This window comes from Variovorax sp. V35 (assembly GCF_041154465.1).
Lineage (GTDB): Bacteria > Pseudomonadota > Gammaproteobacteria > Burkholderiales > Burkholderiaceae_C > Variovorax > Variovorax boronicumulans.
In genome coordinates this window covers 6,048,921-6,068,204 of the sequence record NZ_AP028666.1, presented here as the reverse complement: position 1 = coordinate 6,068,204, position 19,284 = coordinate 6,048,921, and the positions used below count along the sequence as shown (strand labels likewise).

14 protein-coding genes are annotated in these 19,284 nt (G+C 67.1%); 5 read left to right on the top strand and 9 right to left on the bottom strand.

Features of this window, described 5'->3' with window-relative positions; all coding sequences use genetic code 11:
- Positions 1-9: 9 nt before the first annotated feature.
- From ACAM42_RS27970 to ACAM42_RS27940, 7 genes are read right to left on the bottom strand one after another with little or no spacing between them, the layout of a single operon-like run.
- Positions 10-1,494: an amidohydrolase family protein gene (locus tag ACAM42_RS27970; RefSeq protein WP_369630099.1), complete on the bottom strand. Its 1,485-nt coding sequence runs from the start codon at positions 1,492-1,494 to the stop codon at positions 10-12.
- Positions 1,495-1,514: 20 nt separating this feature from the next.
- Complete coding sequence (locus ACAM42_RS27965; RefSeq protein ID WP_369630098.1) at positions 1,515-2,822, bottom strand: alanine racemase; 1,308 nt, start codon at positions 2,820-2,822, stop codon at positions 1,515-1,517.
- Positions 2,819-3,829 (bottom strand): ABC transporter ATP-binding protein, encoded by a 1,011-nt coding sequence (locus ACAM42_RS27960; protein ID WP_369630097.1) that lies wholly within the window; start codon positions 3,827-3,829, stop codon positions 2,819-2,821. The genes ACAM42_RS27965 and ACAM42_RS27960 overlap by 4 nt, the downstream gene beginning before the upstream one ends.
- A complete protein-coding gene (locus ACAM42_RS27955) occupies positions 3,826-4,863 on the bottom strand; it encodes an ABC transporter ATP-binding protein (protein ID WP_369630096.1) in 1,038 nt (345 codons plus the stop codon). Before ACAM42_RS27955 ends, ACAM42_RS27960 begins: the two co-directional genes overlap by 4 nt.
- On the bottom strand, positions 4,863-5,702 hold the full coding sequence (locus ACAM42_RS27950) for an ABC transporter permease (RefSeq protein WP_095951032.1): 840 nt from the start codon (positions 5,700-5,702) through the stop codon (positions 4,863-4,865). The genes ACAM42_RS27955 and ACAM42_RS27950 overlap by 1 nt, the downstream gene beginning before the upstream one ends.
- Positions 5,703-5,705: 3 nt before the next feature.
- Entirely contained in the window at positions 5,706-6,647 is a 942-nt protein-coding gene (locus ACAM42_RS27945; RefSeq protein ID WP_095746728.1) for an ABC transporter permease, read from the bottom strand.
- Positions 6,648-6,656: 9 nt separating this feature from the next.
- A complete protein-coding gene (locus ACAM42_RS27940; RefSeq protein ID WP_369630095.1) occupies positions 6,657-8,237 on the bottom strand; it encodes an ABC transporter substrate-binding protein in 1,581 nt (526 codons plus the stop codon).
- Between the two features lie 222 nt (positions 8,238-8,459).
- Between ACAM42_RS27940 and ACAM42_RS27935 the strand changes: the two genes are divergently transcribed.
- The 4 genes from ACAM42_RS27935 to ACAM42_RS27920 are packed head-to-tail and all read left to right on the top strand — an operon-like array spanning position 8,460 to position 15,952.
- Entirely contained in the window at positions 8,460-13,202 is a 4,743-nt protein-coding gene (locus tag ACAM42_RS27935) for an RICIN domain-containing protein (protein ID WP_369630094.1), read from the top strand.
- Between the two features lie 52 nt (positions 13,203-13,254).
- The gene (locus ACAM42_RS27930; RefSeq protein WP_062479841.1) at positions 13,255-14,007 is read left to right on the top strand and encodes a hypothetical protein; all 753 of its coding nucleotides are present in this window, start codon (positions 13,255-13,257) and stop codon (positions 14,005-14,007) included.
- Positions 14,008-14,045: 38 nt separating this feature from the next.
- Complete coding sequence (locus tag ACAM42_RS27925) at positions 14,046-15,077, top strand: TRAP transporter substrate-binding protein (protein WP_159272954.1); 1,032 nt, start codon at positions 14,046-14,048, stop codon at positions 15,075-15,077.
- A 29-nt stretch (positions 15,078-15,106) separates the two neighbouring features.
- Positions 15,107-15,952: a fumarylacetoacetate hydrolase family protein gene (locus ACAM42_RS27920; RefSeq protein WP_369630093.1), complete on the top strand. Its 846-nt coding sequence runs from the start codon at positions 15,107-15,109 to the stop codon at positions 15,950-15,952.
- A gap of 56 nt (positions 15,953-16,008) precedes the next feature.
- Here the strand turns inward: ACAM42_RS27920 and ACAM42_RS27915 are convergent, their stop codons facing one another.
- Positions 16,009-16,479 carry a hypothetical protein gene (locus tag ACAM42_RS27915; protein ID WP_062479847.1) on the bottom strand — a complete coding sequence of 157 codons (471 nt, stop codon included), beginning with the start codon at positions 16,477-16,479 and terminating at the stop codon, positions 16,009-16,011.
- 5 nt (positions 16,480-16,484) lie between these two features.
- Complete coding sequence (locus ACAM42_RS27910; protein ID WP_369630092.1) at positions 16,485-16,754, bottom strand: hypothetical protein; 270 nt, start codon at positions 16,752-16,754, stop codon at positions 16,485-16,487.
- A gap of 304 nt (positions 16,755-17,058) precedes the next feature.
- Here ACAM42_RS27910 and ACAM42_RS27905 point away from each other — a divergent pair, with 304 nt between their 5' ends.
- Complete coding sequence (locus tag ACAM42_RS27905) at positions 17,059-19,272, top strand: TonB-dependent receptor (protein ID WP_369630091.1); 2,214 nt, start codon at positions 17,059-17,061, stop codon at positions 19,270-19,272.
- Positions 19,273-19,284: the final 12 nt, after the last annotated feature.

Genomic DNA, 19,284 nt, shown 5'->3' with positions numbered 1-19,284 from the left:
CGGCGACGCTCAGTTCGCGGCGCGTGGCTGCCGTGTCAGCATGCGCCCTGCGCGCGCGAGCACGCGCGCCTCGTTCGCACCGCGGTACGCGAGCACGCCGTTCACGAACACGCGTTCGATCCCTTCGCTCACGCCCAGCGGCTTGTCGTAGGTGGCGGTGTCGGTGATGGTCTCGGGGTCGAACACCACCACGTCGGCCATCGCGCCGACGCGCAGAAGGCCGCGATCCGCGATGCGCAGGTTGCGCGCGGTCATGCCCGTCATCTTGTGCACCGCCTGCTCCAGCGTGAAGAGCTTGCGCTGGCGCCAGTAGCGCGCGAACACGCGCGGGAACGCACCCCACAGCCGCGGGTGCGGATGCCGGTCGTGCGGCAGGCCGTCGCTGCCGATCATGCTGCGCGGATGTGCGATGACGCGCTCCACGTCTTCTTCCTGCATCAGGAAATAGCACGCACCGCCGGGCTTCAGGCGCAGGCTGGCCTCTTTCTCCGTTGTGCCCCACTCGCGCGCGATGTCGGCGATGAGGCGCCCGGTCATCTCCGGGTGGGGCTCGGACCAGGTCAGCAGCACGTCGATGACGCCGTCCACCATGTCCTCGCGCAATACGGTGGAGCCGGCCACGTAGGGGTACACGTCCATCGCGATCTCCTGGCGCTGCGACAGGGCGTCGATCAGCGGCAGCGTCTCCTTGGTGCGGCCCCAGTTGGCCGGGCTTGCGCATTTGTGGTGCGAGATGATCAAGGGCACGCCGGCCTCGAACGCCGAGTCACCGGCCTCGTGCATCGCCTCGATGATCTGCTGCATCTCGCTGCGCAGGTGTGTGGCGTAGACGCCGCCATGGCGTGCCACGACGCGCGCAAGCGCGGTGACCTCTTCGGCCGGTGCTGCAAACGCTTCTTCGTAAAACAGCCCCGACGACAGGCCGTGCGCGCCCGCGGCCATGCAGTCGTCGAGCAACGCGGCCATGTGCGCCAGTTCATCGCCGTTCGCGGGCCGGTCGAGTGCCTGCATCGCCGCGAAGCGCAGCGTGGTGTGGCCCACGAGCGCAGCCACGTTGAGTGCGGGCTGCGTCGCATCGACGGCGGCGCGGTACTCGGCCATGGTTGCGTGCTTGAACGAGTCCGCGCCCAACAGCGTGAGCGGCGGCTTCGATTGCGGCGTGCGGTACGGCGCCAGCGAGATGCCGCAGTTGCCCGTAACCACGGTGGTGATGCCCTGCGACACCTTGGGCAGGCACAGCGGGTCGCGCAACACGATGGCATCGTCGTGCGTGTGTGCGTCGATGAAGCCGGGCGCGATCACCTTGCCGCGGCAGTCGACCACGTCGACGTCCGCGATGTTTAGCCCTTCGGGCAGCCGCGCGCGCAGGCCTTCGCCGAGCGCCACGATGCGGTCGCCTTGCAGCAGCACGTCACCGGGACACGAAGGGCCGCCCGAGCCGTCGACCACGAGGCCGCCTTCGAGCAGCGTCGCGCTGTTCTTCTGTGTGTTCATGGGGGAATGCGTCGCCTGGCTCAGAAATGAATCACGACCGCATCGCTCACGCGGTAGTCGTTCTCGACCACGGGCATCCAATGCCACTTGTCGAAGGTCGTGCAGGGGTGCGAGATGCCCAGGCCGACACGGTCGCCGACGACCGGTGCCTGCGCTTCGTCGCTCGCGTCCCAGCGCAGGTAGGCATGCTGATCATTCAGTGCCGTGACTTTCCAGCTGGTGGGCACAGCGTGCGACTGCAATGCACCGCGTGCCGCGTGCGCAATGGGGATGGGCATGGACATGTCGAAAGAGATGTCGCGCTTGCCCACCGAGAGAATCGCCAGGCCGGGCTCGGGCCGCGACTGCACGTTGGCCCAGACCTCCATCGCAGGCGTCAGCCCTTCGCCGCACTCGCAACCCATGCGCTCATCCGCCACATTCACCATGCGCTTGTAGAAGCCGTGGTCGTGCGTGACGTAGCAGCCCGAGCGCAGCAGGCCGCGCACCGGCGAGCCCAGCGCAGGCTTGAGTCGCCCCGCCACGAGGTCGAAGATCGCCGAGCCACCGGCCGAGACCAGCACCTCGTCGGTTTCGAACAGCTGGTGCGTGTCGCAGTGGCGGGCCACGGCTTCGATCCGGTCCATCAGGGCCTTGGCGAAGGCGGTGTCCTGCTCGGTGGACCCGGTGGCATTCAGGCCTTCGTAGCTCTCGATGCCTACCAGCTTCGCGGCGCTGCTGGCACGCACCGCGCTGGCCACGGCGACTGCCTCCGCATGCGTACGGCAACCGGTGCGTCCGCCGTCGATGCCGATCTCGAGCATGACCTCGAAAGGCACGCTCGCAGGATGGCGCTTCGACCAGTCTTCGATCAGCGCCAGCTGTGCGATCGAATCGACCAGGAACACGACGCGCAGGTCCGCATGGTCGGCCAGCAGCAGCTGGATGCCCGCGAGGTCTTCGTCGCTCACGACCTGGTTGGCGATCAGCGTGCGGCGCGCGCCAGCGGCCACGCCCACGGCCAGCTGCGTGACGGTGGCAAAGGTCAGGCCCCAGGCGCCGGCGTCGAGCTGGCGCTGGAACAGCTGCGGCGACATCGTCGTCTTTCCGTGCGGCGCCAGGTCGATGCCCCATTCGCGCACGCGTGCCTGCATCCATTGGAGGTTGTGTTCGAGCGCTTCGCGCTTGAGCACGGCCAGCGGCAGCGGCAGGTCGCCGGCCAGCACGTTCCAGCCGGCGGCGCCGACTTCGCTGCGCAGGCGCGGCGGCTGGGTGCGCGGGTAGCCCTTGAAACGGTCGCTCAGCAGCGGGTCGATGAAGTCGTGAGTCGAGGAAGAAATGTCGGTCATGGTCGTGCAACGGCGGTGTTGGAGAGCAGTTCTTTGCGGATGCAGGCGCTGTAGTGTCCTGCGGAAATCTCCTCGAGCGGCGGTACCGTCTGCGCGCAGGCCTCGATGGCATGCGGGCAGCGCGTGCGGAACACACAGCCCGAGGGCGGCGAGATCGGGCTGGGAATGTCGCCCTTCAGTGCGATGCGCTCGGTGGCCATCTCAGGGTCGGGCTTCGGGCTCGCGGCCAGCAAGGCCTGCGTGTAGGGGTGTGAGGGGTTCGCGAACAGCTCCTCGGTGGTGGCCACTTCCATCACCTTGCCCAGGTACAGCACCACCACGCGGTCGCACAGGTACTCGACCACGTCGAGGTCGTGCGAGATGAAGAGCATGGTCAGGCCCAGGCGCTCGCGCAGGTCGGCCAACAGGTTGATGACCTGCGATTGAATCGACACGTCGAGCGCCGACAGCGGCTCGTCGGCCACGATGAACTCGGGCTCCACGGCCAGCGCGCGTGCCACGCCGATGCGCTGACGCTGGCCGCCCGAGAACTCGTGCGGAAAGCGGCTGGCATGCTCAGGGCGCAGGCCCACGGTTTCGAGCAGTTCGGCGATGCGCTTGTCACGCGCCGCGGCGCCCTTGTGCAGCCCGTGCGTGGACAGCGCCTCGCCCAGGATGGCGCTGATGCGCATCTTCGGGTTCAGGCTGGCGTACGGGTCCTGGAAGATGATCTGCAGCTTGCTGCGCAGCTTGCGCATGCGCTCGCCCGAAAGATCGCCGATGTCGTCGCCGCGGTACAGCACCTGGCCCTCGGTGCGCTCGACCAGGCGCAGCACGGTGCGTCCGATGGTGCTCTTGCCCGAGCCCGACTCACCGACCAGGCCCAGCGTCTCGCCGGGGTGGATCACGAAGGACACGTCGTCGACTGCGCGCACCGGGCGCTCGCTGCTGCCGAAGTATTTCTTGAGGCCGCGGACTTCGATGAGGGGCGAGGAAGAAGGAGAAGAAGAAACAGAAACAGCGGTCATGCGACCCTCGCGAGCGGTTGGTCGGGCTGCACGCGCACGCAGCGCGCCTGGCGGTCCTGGCGGATGTCGATCAGCGGCGGCATGGCGCTGCGGCATTCGGGCAGCGCCTGGTCGCAGCGCGGCTCGAAGGCGCAGCCCGGCGGCGGGGCCAATGGGCTCGACACCTGCCCGCGAATGGCGAACAAGCGCTTGGGCTTGGGTTGCCCAGGAACCCGCGCCTTGCCCGGCAGGCAGGCCAACAAGCCCTGCGTGTACGGGTGCTCGGGCTGCGCGAACAGAGGCCGCACCGGCGCGCGCTCGACCACGCGGCCCGAGTACATGACCACCACGTCGTCGGCATGGTGCGCCACCACGCCCAGGTTGTGCGTGATGAACAGGATGCTCATGCCCGTCTCGGCCTGCAGCCGGCGCATGAGTTCGAGGATCTGCGCCTGGATGGTCACGTCCAGCGCAGTGGTGGGCTCGTCGGCGATCAAGAGCGTCGGGTCGCAGGCCATGGCCAGCGCGATCATCACGCGCTGGCGCATGCCGCCCGACAGCTGGTGCGGGTACTCGTGGATGCGTTGGGCCGCGGCCGGGATCTCGACCAGCTCCAGCATGCGCAGCGCATGGGCCAAGGCCGCCTTGCGGTCGAGCCCCTTGTGCAGGCGCACGCTCTCGGCAATCTGCTCGCCGATGGTGAAGACCGGGTTCAGGCTGGTCATGGGCTCCTGGAAGATCATCGACAGCTGGTTGCCGCGCAGGGAGCGCATCTCGCGCTCGCCGATCTGCAGCAGGTCGAGTGTCTTGCCTTCGCGGGTGACGAAAGAGGCCGAGCCGCTGACCTGCGCGTTGGCGGTCTTGGGCAAGAGGCGCATCAGCGTGAGGCTGGTGACCGACTTGCCCGAGCCCGATTCGCCGACCAGCGCGGTGGTCTTGCCGGGCTGGATCGAGAAACTTACATCGGCCACCGAGCGGATCAATCCGTCCTCAGTAGGGAAGCTCGTGCTCAGGTTGGTGACCGTGAGGCGTGGGGTGTTGTTCGCGTTCGTCATCACGAGGTCTTCTTGAGCTTCGGATCGAGCAGGTCGCGCACGCCATCACCGAGCAATTGCAGCGACAGCGCCGTGAAGATGATCGCCAGGCCCGGGAACAGCACGACCCAGAAGGCCTGGTGCGCGTACTGCTGGCTGCCCGCAACCATGGTGCCCCAGGTGGGGATCTCAGGCGGCACGCCGACACCGAGGAACGACAGCCCCGCCTCGGCCAGGATGGCGTAGGCAAAGATGAACGACACCTGCACGAGGATCGGCGACATCAGGTTCGGCAGGATGTGGCGCCACAGGATGCGCGAGGTGCGCACGCCCAGGGCCCGTACGGCTTCGACGAAGAGAAGTTCGCGCACGACCAAGGTCGAAGCCCGCACCACCCGCGCCACGCGGGGTGTGTAGACCAGCACCAGCGCGAGCACGGTGTTCATCAGCGACGGCCCGAGGATGGCCACCAGCGCGATGGCCAGCAGGATGTCGGGGAAGGACATCATGGCGTCAACCACGCGCATCAAGGGTGCGTCGAGCCGGCGGAAGAAGCCTGCCATCAAACCCAGCACGGTGCCGGCGATGACGGCACCCAGCGCGGTGAGTGCGGCGATGGCCAGCGAGTAGCGCGCGCCATGCACGATGCGTGAATACATGTCGCGCCCGAGTTCGTCGGTGCCCAGCAGGTGTTCGGCGCTGGGCGCCTTCAGGCGCTGGAGCACGGCCGTGTCGTTGGGGTCGGCCGACGCGAACAGCGGCGCACCGACCGCGAGCACGGCAATCACCAGCAGCACCAGGGCGGAGACCATCACGATGCGGCGGTGCATCAGCTGGCGGAGCATTCGAGGCATGCGCATCGTTCAGACCTTCACGCGCGGATCGACGACGGCGTACAGCAGGTCGATCGAGAAATTGATGAGCACGTAGATCGCGGCAATCACGAGCAGCGCGCCTTGAATGACCGGGTAGTCGCGTCGCAGCACGGCGTTGACCACCAAATTGCCCACGCCGGGCAGGCCGAACACGGTCTCGGTGATGACGGCGCCACCGATCATGAGTGCAACGGTCAGGCCGATCACCGTGACGATGGGCACCAGCGCGTTGCGCAGTGCGTGCTTCAAGACGACGACCTTCTCGCTCAGGCCCTTGGAGCGCGCGGTGCGCACGTAGTCTTCGCCCAGCACGTCGAGCATCGAGGCGCGTGTGAAGCGGATGATGAGCGCGGAGTTCAGCAGGCCCAGCACGGTGGCGGGCAGCACCAGCGCGTGCAGCCGTTCGGCGAAGGGCGCATCGGGCGCACCGTACCCCGACACCGGGAACCACCCGAAGGACACCGCGAAGATCTGGATCAGCACGATGCCCAGCCAGAAGCTGGGAATGCTGGCGCCCAGCATCGCGATGCCGGTGAAGAACTGGTCGACCACGCGGCCGCGGAACACCGCCGAGACGATGCCACAGGGCACGCCGATGAGCGCTGCGATGGCCACGGCCAGCAGCGCGAGCAAGGTGGTGGGTTCTGCGCGCTCCCACAGCGCCTGCGTGACCGGGCGCTGCAGGAAGATCGAGGTGCCCAGGTTGCCCTGCAGCACTTCGCGCAGCCAGTAGCCGAACTGCACGGGCAGGGGCTTGTCCAGGCCGTAGTCCTTCTGCACGCGGGCGATGTCGGCGGCGGTGGCCTGGTCGCCCAGCAGCACGGAGATGGGGTCGCCCGAGGCGGCGCGTGTGAGTACGAAGACCAGCACGGCCACCAGCGCCAGCACGATGAGCATGCCGGCGAAGCGCGAGGCAATGAAACGGAACAAGCGCGCCTCCTACTTGATCTTCACATTCCAGAAGAAGGGCCAGTTCGTGGGTTGGTAGTTGTCCAGCGCCAGGCTCTTGGCCGAGAGGGCGTTGAACTTGCCGACGCTGATGTACGGCACCTCGTCGTACACCACCTGCTGCACCTTGCCCCACAGCGCGCCACGCTTGGCAGGATCGCTCTCGGTGTTGAAGGCACTGAGCGAGGCCTTCTTGGCGGGTGAGTCCCACCAGCCTGGTGCACCGTCGCCCAGTTGAGGTGGAGACAGCATGGGCTCGGGGAACAGCCCCGAATGGGTGATGAAGATTTCCCACAGCCGCGGGTCGTTGCGGCGCTGGGTGAGCGTGGCCCAGTCGACCACGTTGAGGTCGACCTTGAAGCCGGCGCGCTTGAGCTGCTCGGCCATCAAGAGCGACATGTTGTAGTGGAAGTCGTACTGGCGGCTGGTGAGCACGCGGATCGGCTCGCCCTTGTAGCCGGCCTTGGCCGCGGCGTCTTTCGCCTTGGTGGCGTTGCGCTGGTTGTACTGGTCGGCGCCCGCGGCCGAGTAGAACGGCGAACTCTTGGGAAAGTGGTTTGCTTCCGCGGTGAAGAAGCGCGTGTCGCCGAAGCCGGCCGCGAGCATCTCGCCCTGGCCCATCGCCGTCTGCAGGGCTTGGCGCACGGCCTGGCTGGCGAGCGGACCTTCCTTGGTGTTGAAGACCACCAGCGGAAAACCGAAAGCGGGCGTGATGATCGGCAGCGTCTTGCCACTGGCCTTCTCCAGGCGCGGCAGCGCTTCCACCGGCAGCAGGTCGGCAAAGTCGTACTGGCCCGCGAGTGCACCTTCGACGCGCGTGCTGGCGTTGGGCACGGGCACGAAGCGCAGTTCTTCGATGACCGCTTCGCGCTTGCCGCCATAGCCGCTCGCGGGCTCTTTGCGCGCGGCGTACTTGTCGAAGCGCGAGAGCAGCACGAACTGGTCGGGGCGGCGCTCCTTGAACTTGTAGGGGCCGGTGCCGACGAAGTCCTTCAGCGGCGCGGCCATCGATTCCTTGGCCATCATCGCGGCGGTGCCATTGCTGGGCAAAGCCAGCTGCGACAGCAGCGGCGCGTACGGCGCCTTCAGCACGATCTCCACGCTGAGCGGGCCCTTGGCCTTGAGGCTCTCGATTTCCTTGCCCACGGCCTTGCCGCGCGGCGACTGGTCCATCCAGCGCTGCAGGCTGGCGACCACGTCGTCGGCCGTGAGTTCGCGCCCGTTGTGCAGCGCCACGCCCTTGCGCAGCGTGATCGCGTAGGTCTTGCCGTCGGCCGAGATCTTGGGCATGCCTTCGGCCAGCATCGGCACCACGTTCCACTTGGCATCGAAGGTGTACAGCGTCTCGTACACGTGCTGCATGATGGTTCCGACCAGGTCGGCCGTGGAGGCCATCGGGTCGAGCGTCTGCGGCTCGGCCACCATCGCCAGCGTGGCGAAGTTGCGCGGGCCCTGCGCGTGGGCGCTGGGGTGAGGCAGTGCGGCACACAGCATCGCGAGCAGCGAAGCGCCCAGCAGGCTGCGCTTGGACAGGCGGGGCTGGCGCTGGACAACAAGACCGGCGTGAGACATGGGGTGTTCCTTCATGGGCGATCGGTGGGCAATGAATTCACTTTTTTCAGGCCCGAACTTTGAAGCACAACCTATGCCAAAACATCACCATTTACCCTGAGCAATGATCTAAATATTCGAACTCTCCCTTCGAAATTCAATGCCGTTCGCGCACGCATCCGCTGCTAGATTCCGGTCGAATCTTTTCCCACCGAAAGATGGCGTCCGATCGAATTTGCGAGGATGAAAATGAGCACCAAGAAAGTTCTTGCGGTAGGTTTTCTGTTCGGCTGTGCGTTGCTGACGCATGCGGCGATCACCGGGGTGAACCCCCTCGACACGATCAGGAAGGCCGCCACCAGCATGGCCTCCGCGGCCGCTGACCTGGTGGCCGATCCCTTGCCGCTGCAGGGCCCCGGACTGGGCAACCTGACCTACACGCAGGCCGAGCTGTTCAAGCCCATCTCGATGATCAAGGAGGAGGTCGACACCGGCGTCGGCGCAGGCACCGGCGCCGACGTGCCGAAGATCCCCGGGGGCAGCGTGACGCACCCCACCGCCGGGTACACCAAGTACCACTACGGCCAGAACGTGGGCCTCATGATCAACGGCTACTTCCTGACGACGTTCACGCCCGACGGCGGGCTGGGCCCCGGTGGCTTCCTGCTCTACGACGTCTCCGATCCGCGCAACCTGCGGCTCGTCAAGCGCATCTACGAGCCGGACGGCCGCACCAAGGAACTGAGGGAGCCGCATTCCATCGGCATCGCCACCATCGGCGGCAAGCAGTACGTCGCCGTGCCCAGCGTCTTCGGCGTGGAGTTCTGGGACTTCACCGACATCAACGACGTCAAGCAGGTGAAGAAGCTGGTGCTGCCCAACGTCAACAAGGGCGACTACAACAACGTGAGCTGGCAGCTGTGGTGGCAGGCGCCCTACCTGTACGTGGCGGCGGCGGAGCAGGGCGTGTTCGTCATCGACGCCACGGACCCCGCGAACGCAGTGCTCGCGAACCGTGGCGCCGGCAAGCCCAACCCGATACCGACCGGCGAGCTCGGCGGCTTTCGCGTGGGGCCGATCTTCACCATGGGCAACCACATGGTGCTGACGTCCATGACCAACACCAGCGGCTTCGCCAGCCTGGACATCTCGGACCCGCTGAATCCCAAGGTGCTCGACACCGTCTCCGGGTCCACCGCCAGCTACTACTCCACCTGCTTCGACGGCAAGAAGGTCTACGCCTCGGCGCAGGAGAACGGCGGCAAGATGTACGGCTACGACCTGAGCGACCGCTCGCGCTTCGTGGCCGAGGACAACCGGCTGGTGATCAACCAGCAGCTGTACTGCAGCACGCAGGACAACTTCGTGTTCCAGGGCGCGCAGAACTACATCCACAAGGTCGATGTGAGCAACCCGCTCAACCACGTCGAAGTCGGGCGCGGCGGACTGTTCGCAACGACGCATCCCGATTTCTCGAGCTCCGACCATGGCCAAGTGTCGCCGTTCGGCAACCTGATCTACGTCGGCAACGACCACGGCTCGGGCAGCGGCTTCATCGTGCATGCGGTGGACCCCGACACCACCAAACCCGAAGTGAAGCAGGTCTCGCCCGTGAACGGTGCGAAGCAGCAGGCCCTCACCTCGCGCATCGGCCTGGGCATGACCGACAGCATCCGGCCCGAGAGCGTGAACAGCAACACCTTCATCGTGCGCCCGGTGGGCGGCAACACGCTGGCGGGCACCTACAGCGTGCAACTGGGCATCGTCAATTTCCACCCCGCGCAGCCGCTGCAGCCGGGCACCGCCTACGAGGTGTTCCTGCCCGCCAATGGTCTGAAGGACTATGCGGGCAATGCCATTGCGGCCGACTACCGCTCCACCTTCAACACCGGCAACGCCAACGACATCAACCTGATGCACCACTGGGCGCTGACCGGCAACCTGGGCGACCAGATCAGCGCCAACAACGGCACGCCCGCCACCGGCGATGCCTTCGAGAGCATCGGCCTGAACTTCGCGAACCGCACCGCGGGCGTGCAGCTGAAGAACGACAGCGTGTCCACCACGCTGGGCGGCACCGCCTCGCTGAGCTTCTACATGAAGACCACGCAGGCCGGCGCTGCGAACTCGTGGACCGCGCCCGGCATCTTCGGGCGGGACCAGTCGCCGGGCGTCGACGACGTGTTCTGGGGCTGGCTCGACAGCACCGGCAACATCAAGCTGTCGGTGGGCGACCACGCCGGCACGCGCTCGCAAAGCGCCGTGAACGACGGCAACTGGCACCACGTGGTGCTCACGCGCGACGCGGCCTCGGGCGCGCAAGCGGTGTACGTCGATGGCGTGAAGACCACCTCGACCGGCCCGACGGGCACCAAGGGCCTGTCGACCAAGTTCCAGCTGCTGGGGCAGATCCAGGGCAACGCCGCACTCTTCAAGGGCACACTGGCCGAAGTGCGCGTGTACGGCCGCGTGCTCGGCGACACCGATGTGGCGGCGCTGCGGGCGCAGGCCGTGATCGGCGATCCCGGCATCGTGGGCGCACCGAAGATCGTCAACGGCCAGCTGAACTTCAACCCGGCCACGCTGGGTGCCACCGGCGCACAGTTCCGCTGGAACTTCGGCGACGGCACGCAGAGCGCGTACGCCTCGCAACCCGGCGTCACACACACCTACAGCAGCCCCGGCCACTACACCGTGACGCTGACGGTGAAGGCCGCGAACGGCCAGGAGACCTTCTACACCTACAACCTCACGGTGATCGCGCCCGTCACGGCGGCGGCGCCGACGCACACGACCAACATCGCGGGCGATGCGAACGCGGTGTACTCGGTGAACCCCGACAGCGGCACGGTGGCCGCCATCGACGCGCAGACCTTCGCCAAGCGCTGGGAAGTGCGCGTGGGCGATGAGCCGAGGACGCTTGCCGTGGGGCCGGACGGCCGCATCTGGGTCACGGTGCAGGGCGAGGACAAGCTGGTGGCGCTCAACGCGGCCGACGGCACGCTGTCGACGACGGTGCCGCTGGCCTACGGCAGTGGCCCGTACGGCGTCGTCTTCACGCCCAATGGCACCAAGGGCCTGCTGACGCTGGAGAGCAAGTCGGCCCTGGTCAGCTTCGACCCGACCACCGGCGCCGCCACGGGCACGCTCGCCCTGGAAGGCAGCGTGCGCGGCATCGCGGTCGACGCGGGTTCGCAATCGGCCTACGTGACGCGCTTCAAGTCGAAGATGACGGGCGGGCAACTGCACAAGGTGAACCTGCAGAGCTTCAGCAGCGCCACCACCATCGCCCTGGCGGTCGACACGACCACGGTCGACACCGAGGCCGCCTCGCGCGGCGTGCCCAACTACCTGAGCCAGGTGGTGATCTCGCCCGACGGCGCGCGTGCGCTGCTGCCTTCGAAGAAGGACAACATCGTGCGCGGCACCTTCCGCGACGGCTTGCCCCTGGAGCACGACAAGACCGTGCGCTCCATCCTGTCGCAAGTGAACCTGCAGACGGCCGCGGAAATGTTCAGCGAACAGCTCGACTTCAACGACCGCGCCCCCGCGCGCGCCGCGCTGTACTCGCCGGCCGGCGACTACATCTTCGTGGCGCAGATGGAAGGCAACCGCATCGCCATCGTCGATGCCTACAACCGCTCGGTGCGCGGCGAGATCAACGCCAGCAGCGCGCCGCACGGCCTGTACCTCGATGCGGCGCGCAAGCGGCTGTACGTCAACAACTTCCTGGCGCGCTCAGTGTCGGTGCACGACGTGGCGCAGGTGCTGTCCTCGGAGTCGGCCGCCCCGGCCTTCCTGCAGAACATCACCACGGTCGCGCAGGAGCCGATGGCCGCCGCGGCATTGCGCGGCAAGCAGGTGTTCTACAACGCGTCCGACCGGCGCATGAGCATGAACAACTACATGTCCTGCGCGAGTTGCCATGCCGATGGCAGCGACGACGGCATGGTGTGGGATTTCACCCAGCGCGGCGAGGGCCTGCGCCGCACCATCAGCCTGCAGGGACGGCGCGGCACGGGCCACGGCAAGCTGCACTGGACCGCCAACTTCGACGAGGTGCAGGACTTCGAGCACGACATCCGCAACGAATTCGGCGGCACCGGCTTCCTGACGAACGCCGACTTCTCGGCCACGGGCGACCCGCTCGGCGTGCCCAAGGCCGGCCGCAACGCGCAGCTCGACGATCTCGCGGCCTACCTGAACTCGCTGAACAAGTACATGCGCAGCCCGGCCCGCGCGGCGGACGGCAACCTCAGTGTGGACGCGGTGCGCGGCCAGACCGTGTTCAACACGGCCCAGTGCGCGACCTGCCACACGGCCGGCAGCCTGCGCGACGGTCTGCGGCACGACGTGGGCACGATCCAGCTCTCGTCGGGCAAGGGCAGCAACCAGCCGCTGGCCGGCGTGGGCTTCGACACCCCGACGCTCTACGGCACCTGGAGCAACCCGAGCTTCTTCCACAACGGCCAGAAGGCCACGCTGCAGGACGTGCTCGCGGGCGGCCACGGCAATGCATCGGGCCTGCCGGCGGCCGACCTGCTGGCACTCGGCGAGTACGTGAAGTCGTTCGACACCGCTCCGGCGATCGACACGCGCATCCGCTCGGAGGTCAACAACCTGTGCGTCAACGTGTCGGGCGGCTCGACGGCCAGCGGCGCCACGGTGGTGCAGTGGGCCTGCGGCAACGGCGCCAACGAGACCTTCACCGTCAACAGCAGCGGCGGCTACAGCCAGTTCGTCGCGAAGCACAGCGGCCTGTGCCTGGCGCAGGGCAACACCAATGCCGGCGGCGGCCCGGTGGTGCAGCTGGCGTGCACGGCGGGCGCGGCCACGCAGTGGAGCGTGGTCGGGGCGACGCTGCGCAACCGGGTGTCTTCGGGTGCGTGCCTCGATGTGCCCGGCTCGACCACCACGCAGGGCACGGCGCTGTCCACCTACGCCTGCCATGGCGGGGCCAACCAGCGCTGGAGCCAGATTCCCTGAGCACCAGCGCTCTTTCTCTCTCTTTCTCTCGCTCTCCAAAAAAGGAAATCACGTGTCGGCACTCCAACTCTCCCTCCCAGGCGGCTATCGGTTCATTCCGGGCGTCCAGCAGTACTCGGCTGGCGTGGCCGCCGAACCTGGGTTTCGCATCGAGCGCGTGCGCTTCCTGGAGCCCCTGCCCCTGAAGCAGGGTTTTCGTCGCATCAAGGAAATCCTGGAGGAGGCCTCGCGTCCGCTGGCCGCCTTCTGCGCGTGCGAACTGCGGTCCCCGGCACCGTTCACCGAACAGGGCTTCGTCGAGTTCAACAACCTCTACGTGGGCACGTTGAAGGAGTGGGGGATCTTCATCGGCGACCTGAATCCGGTGGCGCGAAGCAACGTGTGCCCCGCGCTGTCGCCGCCGTCGGAGCCCTCGTTCCATGCCTTCAGCTACACCGTGCCCGACGCCGAGGCGGCGGCATCGTTCGTGGTGGCCGGCAGCGCCGAAGCGCCGGAAGGCAAGGGGCACTACCGCGACCATGCCGTGCGCCTGGGCGACACCTCGCCGCCCGCCATCCTGAAGAAGGCGCAGTGGGTGCTCGACGAAATGGAGCGCCGCCTGGCATCGCTGGGCTTCACCTGGGCCAGCACCACGGGCTCGCAGCTGTACACGGTGCACGACATCCACCCCTTCATCGCCGACGAGATCGTCAAGCGCGGTGCGGCGCGGCACGGGCTGACCTGGCACTACAACCGCCCGCCCGTGGTCGATCTCGAGTACGAGATGGACTGCCGCAGCGTCCAGTTCGAACGCGTCGCGGTCTGATCGCGCGCGGGTCGCCACACCTTCTCACCGAGATGCCCATGCCCAAGAAATTGCCGCATCGCCTGGCCGCCACCTGCCTCGTCCTGAGCGCGTTCCTGGCGGCCGGCCTCGCCGCTGCGCAGAACATCCAGGAGCGCACCTTCAAGTTCGCCTTCGTGAACCAGAAGGAGCATCCGCAGGGCATGGGGGCGCAGCGCTTCTCGGAGATCGTCGAGAAGAAGAGCGGCGGCAAGATGAAGGTGAAGCTCTTTCCTTCGGGCGTGCTCGGCGGCGATGCCTCGGTCATCGCCTCGCTGCAGGGCGGCACGGTGGAAATGACGATGGCGATCCCGGGTTTGCTGTCGGGTATGGCCCGGGAGTTCTCGCTGTTCGACCTGCCGTTCCTGTTCAACAACGAGAAGGAAGCCGACTTCGTGCTCGATGGTCCGGTCGGCCGCAAGCTGCTGGACAAGCTGCCCGAGAAGGGGTTGATCGGCCTCACGTACTTCGAGCACGGCTTTCGCAACGTCACCAACAGCCGGCGGCCGGTGGCGAAGATGGAAGACCTGCAGGGCCTGAAGCTGCGCGTGATGCAGATCCCCGTGATGATCGATGCCTTCCGCGCGCTGGGCGCCAACCCGTCGCCGCTGCCGCTGCCCGAGGTCTACACCGCGCTGGAGCAGAAGGCCGTGGACGGCCAGGAAAATCCGTACTCGCTGGTGGAAGCCTCGAAGTACTACGAGATCCAGAAGTACGGCTCCAACACGCGGCATGTGTTCAACCCTGTCGTGCTGCTGTTCAGCAAGAAGCGGTGGGAGCAGCTGTCGGACGACGAACGCAAGATCCTTCTCGATGCGGCCCGGGAGACGCAGCCCTTCCAGCGCGCCGCCAACCGCGACGTCAACGCCAGGGCCGCCGAGTTCCTGAAGGGCCAGGGCATGGTGTTGACCGAATTCCCCGCCGCCGAGCGCGAGCGCCTGCGCGAGAAGCTCGCGCCGGTCACGGACAAGCATGTCAAACAGATCGATCCGGCACTGACCCAGGAACTGTTCTCCGAGCTCGGCAAGGCACGCGGCAGCGCCGCCAGATAGCCAGCCAACCAACCACCAAGGAATGACGAATGAAGCTGTTGCGTTACGGGGCCGTCGGCCAGGAAAAGCCGGCGATGCTCGACGCAGAAGGCCGCTTGCGCGACCTCTCCATGCACGTGAACGACATCGCACACGAGGTGCTGCTGCCTTCCGGCCTGGCGCGCCTCGCCGCGCTGGACCCGCAGAGCCTCCCGCTGGTGGACGGCTCCCCGCGGATCGGCGCCTGCGTGGCCGGCTCGGGCAAGTTCATCTGCATCGGGCTCAACTACTCGGACCACGCGGCCGAGACGGGCGCCACGGTGCCGCCCGAGCCCATCGTTTTTTTGAAGGCCACCTCGGCGATCGGCGGACCGAACGACGTGCTGGAGATTCCGCGTGGTTCCACCAAGACCGATTGGGAGGTGGAGCTGGGCGTGGTGATCGGCAAGACCGCGAAGTACGTCAGCGAAGCGGATGCGATGGACCACGTCGCGGGCTACTGCCTGATCAACGACGTGTCGGAACGCGCCTTTCAAAGCGAACGCCAGGGCCAGTGGACCAAGGGCAAGTCGGCCGACACCTTCGGACCGATCGGGCCCTGGCTCGTGACACCCGATGAAGTGCCCGACCCGCAGCAACTGGACATGTGGCTCGAGGTCAACGGCGTGCGGCGCCAGTGCGGCTCCACGGCCACCATGGTCTACGGCGTGCGTTACCTGATTGCCTACCTCTCGCAGTTCATGAGCCTGCGCCCGGGGGACATCATTTCCACCGGAACTCCGCCCGGCGTGGGCATGGGGTTCAAGCCGCCGGTCTACCTGAAGCGCGGCGATGTCGTCACGCTGGGCATCGAAGGGTTGGGCACCCAGCGGCAGGTTGCCACGCAATTCGATTGAAGGGGAGGTGGCAGGGGGCGGCAGCGGGCTGTGAGGCGCCCGCTGCTGCCGCTGTGTCAGACCAGCGTGGCGCTCACGCCGCGCTGCACCACGGGCGCGATGCCGGCGTAGAAGAACGCCAGGCTGTCTTCCGGCCCGTTGACGGCGCGCCCGCGCACCTTGGCCATCGCGCAGACGCCGACCTGTGCGCTGTCGGGTCCGATCACGAGGACGAAGGGGTTGTCGTCGTCGCCGCGCAGGTAGCGTCCGCCGAACTCGCGGCGTGCGGTTTCGAACACATAGGCCGACGCCAGGAAGTGCAGGTCGTCGGGCAAGGGCGCCTGCTGCTGGAAGAAGTCTTCGAGCACCTGGTCGACCAGGACCAGCGAGGCTTCGGAGTAGTCGAGCGCCGCGCTGTCGATGGGCGCGCCGGGTTGCGAGAAGGCGCCTATGAAGTCTTCCGCCTGCGAGGCCATGCCGGCCTCGAGCGTCGACGGCATGTCCACTTCCGGCTGCTTTTTCTTCTTCAGGAAATCGAACAGTCCCATGGTGCTCAGGCCTGCACCGCGGCCGACAGTTGCCGCAGCATGGCCGACTGCCGCGCCTCTTCGGCGTCGCGCAGGCTCTTCGCGGCGCGCGCCGCAACGTAGCTGACGTACAGGGTCTCAACGGCCCGCGCCCATTCGTGCGCCTTCTGCGACACGCCTTCCGCCTTGACCGGCGAGCCGGTGGCCATCGGCGTCGACAGGTCGTCGACCGGACGGGCCGGGACATCGACGCCGGCCTTCCCGAGGATCACGGCTTTCTGAAGGATGGTGAGCATGGCGGACCTCTCTTTTTTCTTGTTCCAGAGTAACAGCGCCCTTCGCGGGCTGCCATTCGCCAGATGACGTATCCGCCCCCGAATTCAAGATGAACTTTCGGCTGACATGGGGTTTGTCTGGGTGGCCGGAAGCAGGGCCTACACGAAGCGCCATCGGCCTCTCGCAATGTCCCTTCGATGGTTCTGGATGCAAATAATATTTGTTTTCATTCTCAATAGAATTGATGCTGATCAGTTGGTACGCAACAACAACGCATCCCGAGAGCGGCCCTGTTTTTCCTGCCGTTTCCCGTGGAGTTTTTGCATGTTGTTTTCGCGTTGCGGCCGTCGGCCGCGTCCGTCGGTGCTGGCGCTGGCCGCCGCATCTCTTTTTTCTCCCGCCCTGTTCGCCCAGACGCCCGCTGAACAACAACTGCGCGAGGTCGTCGTCAGCGCGACCGGCTTCGAGCAGGAACTCAAGGACGCGCCCGCGTCCATTTCGGTGATCACGCGCCAGGAGCTGGAAACGCGCCAGTTCCGCGACCTGGCCGAGGCGCTGCAGAACGTCGAAGGCATCGACGTGGGCGGCGCCACCGGCAAGACCGGGGGCCTGGACATCTCGATCCGCGGCATGCCCAGCGACTACACGCTGATCCTCATCGACGGCCGCCGCCAGAACGTGGCCGGCGATGTGACGCCCAACGGCTTCGGCGCCGCGCACACCAGCTTCATGCCGCCGCTGGCGGCCATCGAGCGCATCGAGGTCATCCGCGGCCCGATGTCGACGCTGTATGGCTCCGACGCCATGGGCGGCGTGGTCAACATCATCACGCGCAAGGTGGCGCGCGAATGGGGCGGCCAGGTCACGATGGAAACCGGCATCCCGCAGGACAGCGAGTGGGGTTCGCAGACGCGCTCCAGCGTCTACCTCAGCGGCCCCGTGGCCACCGACCTGCTGGGCCTGACCCTGCGCGGCAACATCTACCGCCGCGAAGCCGCCGACTGGGTGCTGGCCCCTGGCCAGGCGCAGCCCGCGACGGCCCGCAACCCGGCGCCCGCCGAAAGCCGCCAGCACAGCGTGGGCGGGCGCCTGATGCTCACGCCCAACCGCCAGCACGACATCTGGCTCGACGTCGAATCGGGCCGCAGCTGGTACGACAACGAAGACGGCCGGCTGGGCACGCGCGACGCCGCCGCGCCCAACCGCACCGGCAACAACCCGCCGGGCTACCTGGACGCGCTGCGCTTCAACCGCGACCAGGTCGCCATCGGCCACACCGGGCGCCTGGGCTTCGGCACGGTGGAAAGCAGCCTGATGCACACCACCACCGAGACCGTCGGCCGCACGATTCCCGGCGGCGCCATTCCGCGCAATGCCGCGGCCCGCCGCACCGTGTACTGGCTGAACGAAGCCGACCGTGGCCGCGAACGCGAACTCAAGACCACCAACCTCGTGCTCGACAGCAAGCTCGTCGCGCCCGTGGGCGATGCCCACGTGCTCACCGTCGGCGGCCAGTGGTGGGACGCCAAGCTGGTCGACGGCCTACTGCCGCGTTCGCAGAGCCAGACCATGTGGGCGCTGTTCGCCGAAGACGAATGGCGCCTCGCGCCCGGCCTCACCGCCACGCTGGGCGGGCGCTACGACCACCACAGCGCCTTCGGCGGCCACGTGAGCCCGCGCGGCTACCTGGTCTGGGACGCCACGCCGCAGTGGACCTTCAAGGGCGGCGTCAGCAAGGGCTTTCGCGCGCCGCGCCTGAACCAGCTGATCGACGGCATCAGCGGCGTGAGCGGCCAGGGCGCGACGCTCAACATCGGCAACCCGAACCTCAAGCCCGAGACCAGCACCAGCACCGAGCTGTCGGCGCTGTTCAACAACCAGAAGGGCCTGACCGCCTCGGCGACCCTGTTCCACAACAAGGTGAAGGACAAGATCGCCAGCGGCGGCGACTGCAGCGTGGCGCGCATCTCCAGTTGCGTGGTCGACCCCACCGCGAACTACTCGGTCAACGTCGACCAGGCCAAGACCTGGGGCATGGAGCTGAGCAGCCGCGTGCAGCTGACCAAGGCCTGGGGCCTGAAGGCGGGCTACACCTGGACCGACAGCGAAGTGATCGAGGGCGGCGTGAAGAACGGCAAGCTGGCCGACACCGCGCGCCACCTGCTGCACGCGCAGCTCGACTGGAACCCCGACGCCAAGTGGCGCTTCTGGCTGCGCGGCGAATACCGCGGCAAGAGCCCGCGCTTCACCGGCGATCCGGCGCGGCTCACGGGCAACAACCTGGCGATCTACCGCGCGGTGGGCGACATCAAGGCCTACCACCTGTTCCACCTGGGCGGCTCCTACCAGGTGTCGAAGAACGTGCGCCTGAACGCCAACATCAACAACCTGTTCAACAAGGACTTCCGCAAGTTCCAGCAGGTGAACCTGGCGGGCACCTCGGCCTGGGTCAACGAGTACTTCCAGGGTGGCGCGTCGGTGGCGGGCACCACGCCGGCCGGACGCACGATCTGGCTGTCGGCGAACGTGACGTTCTGACGCTGGCGATGG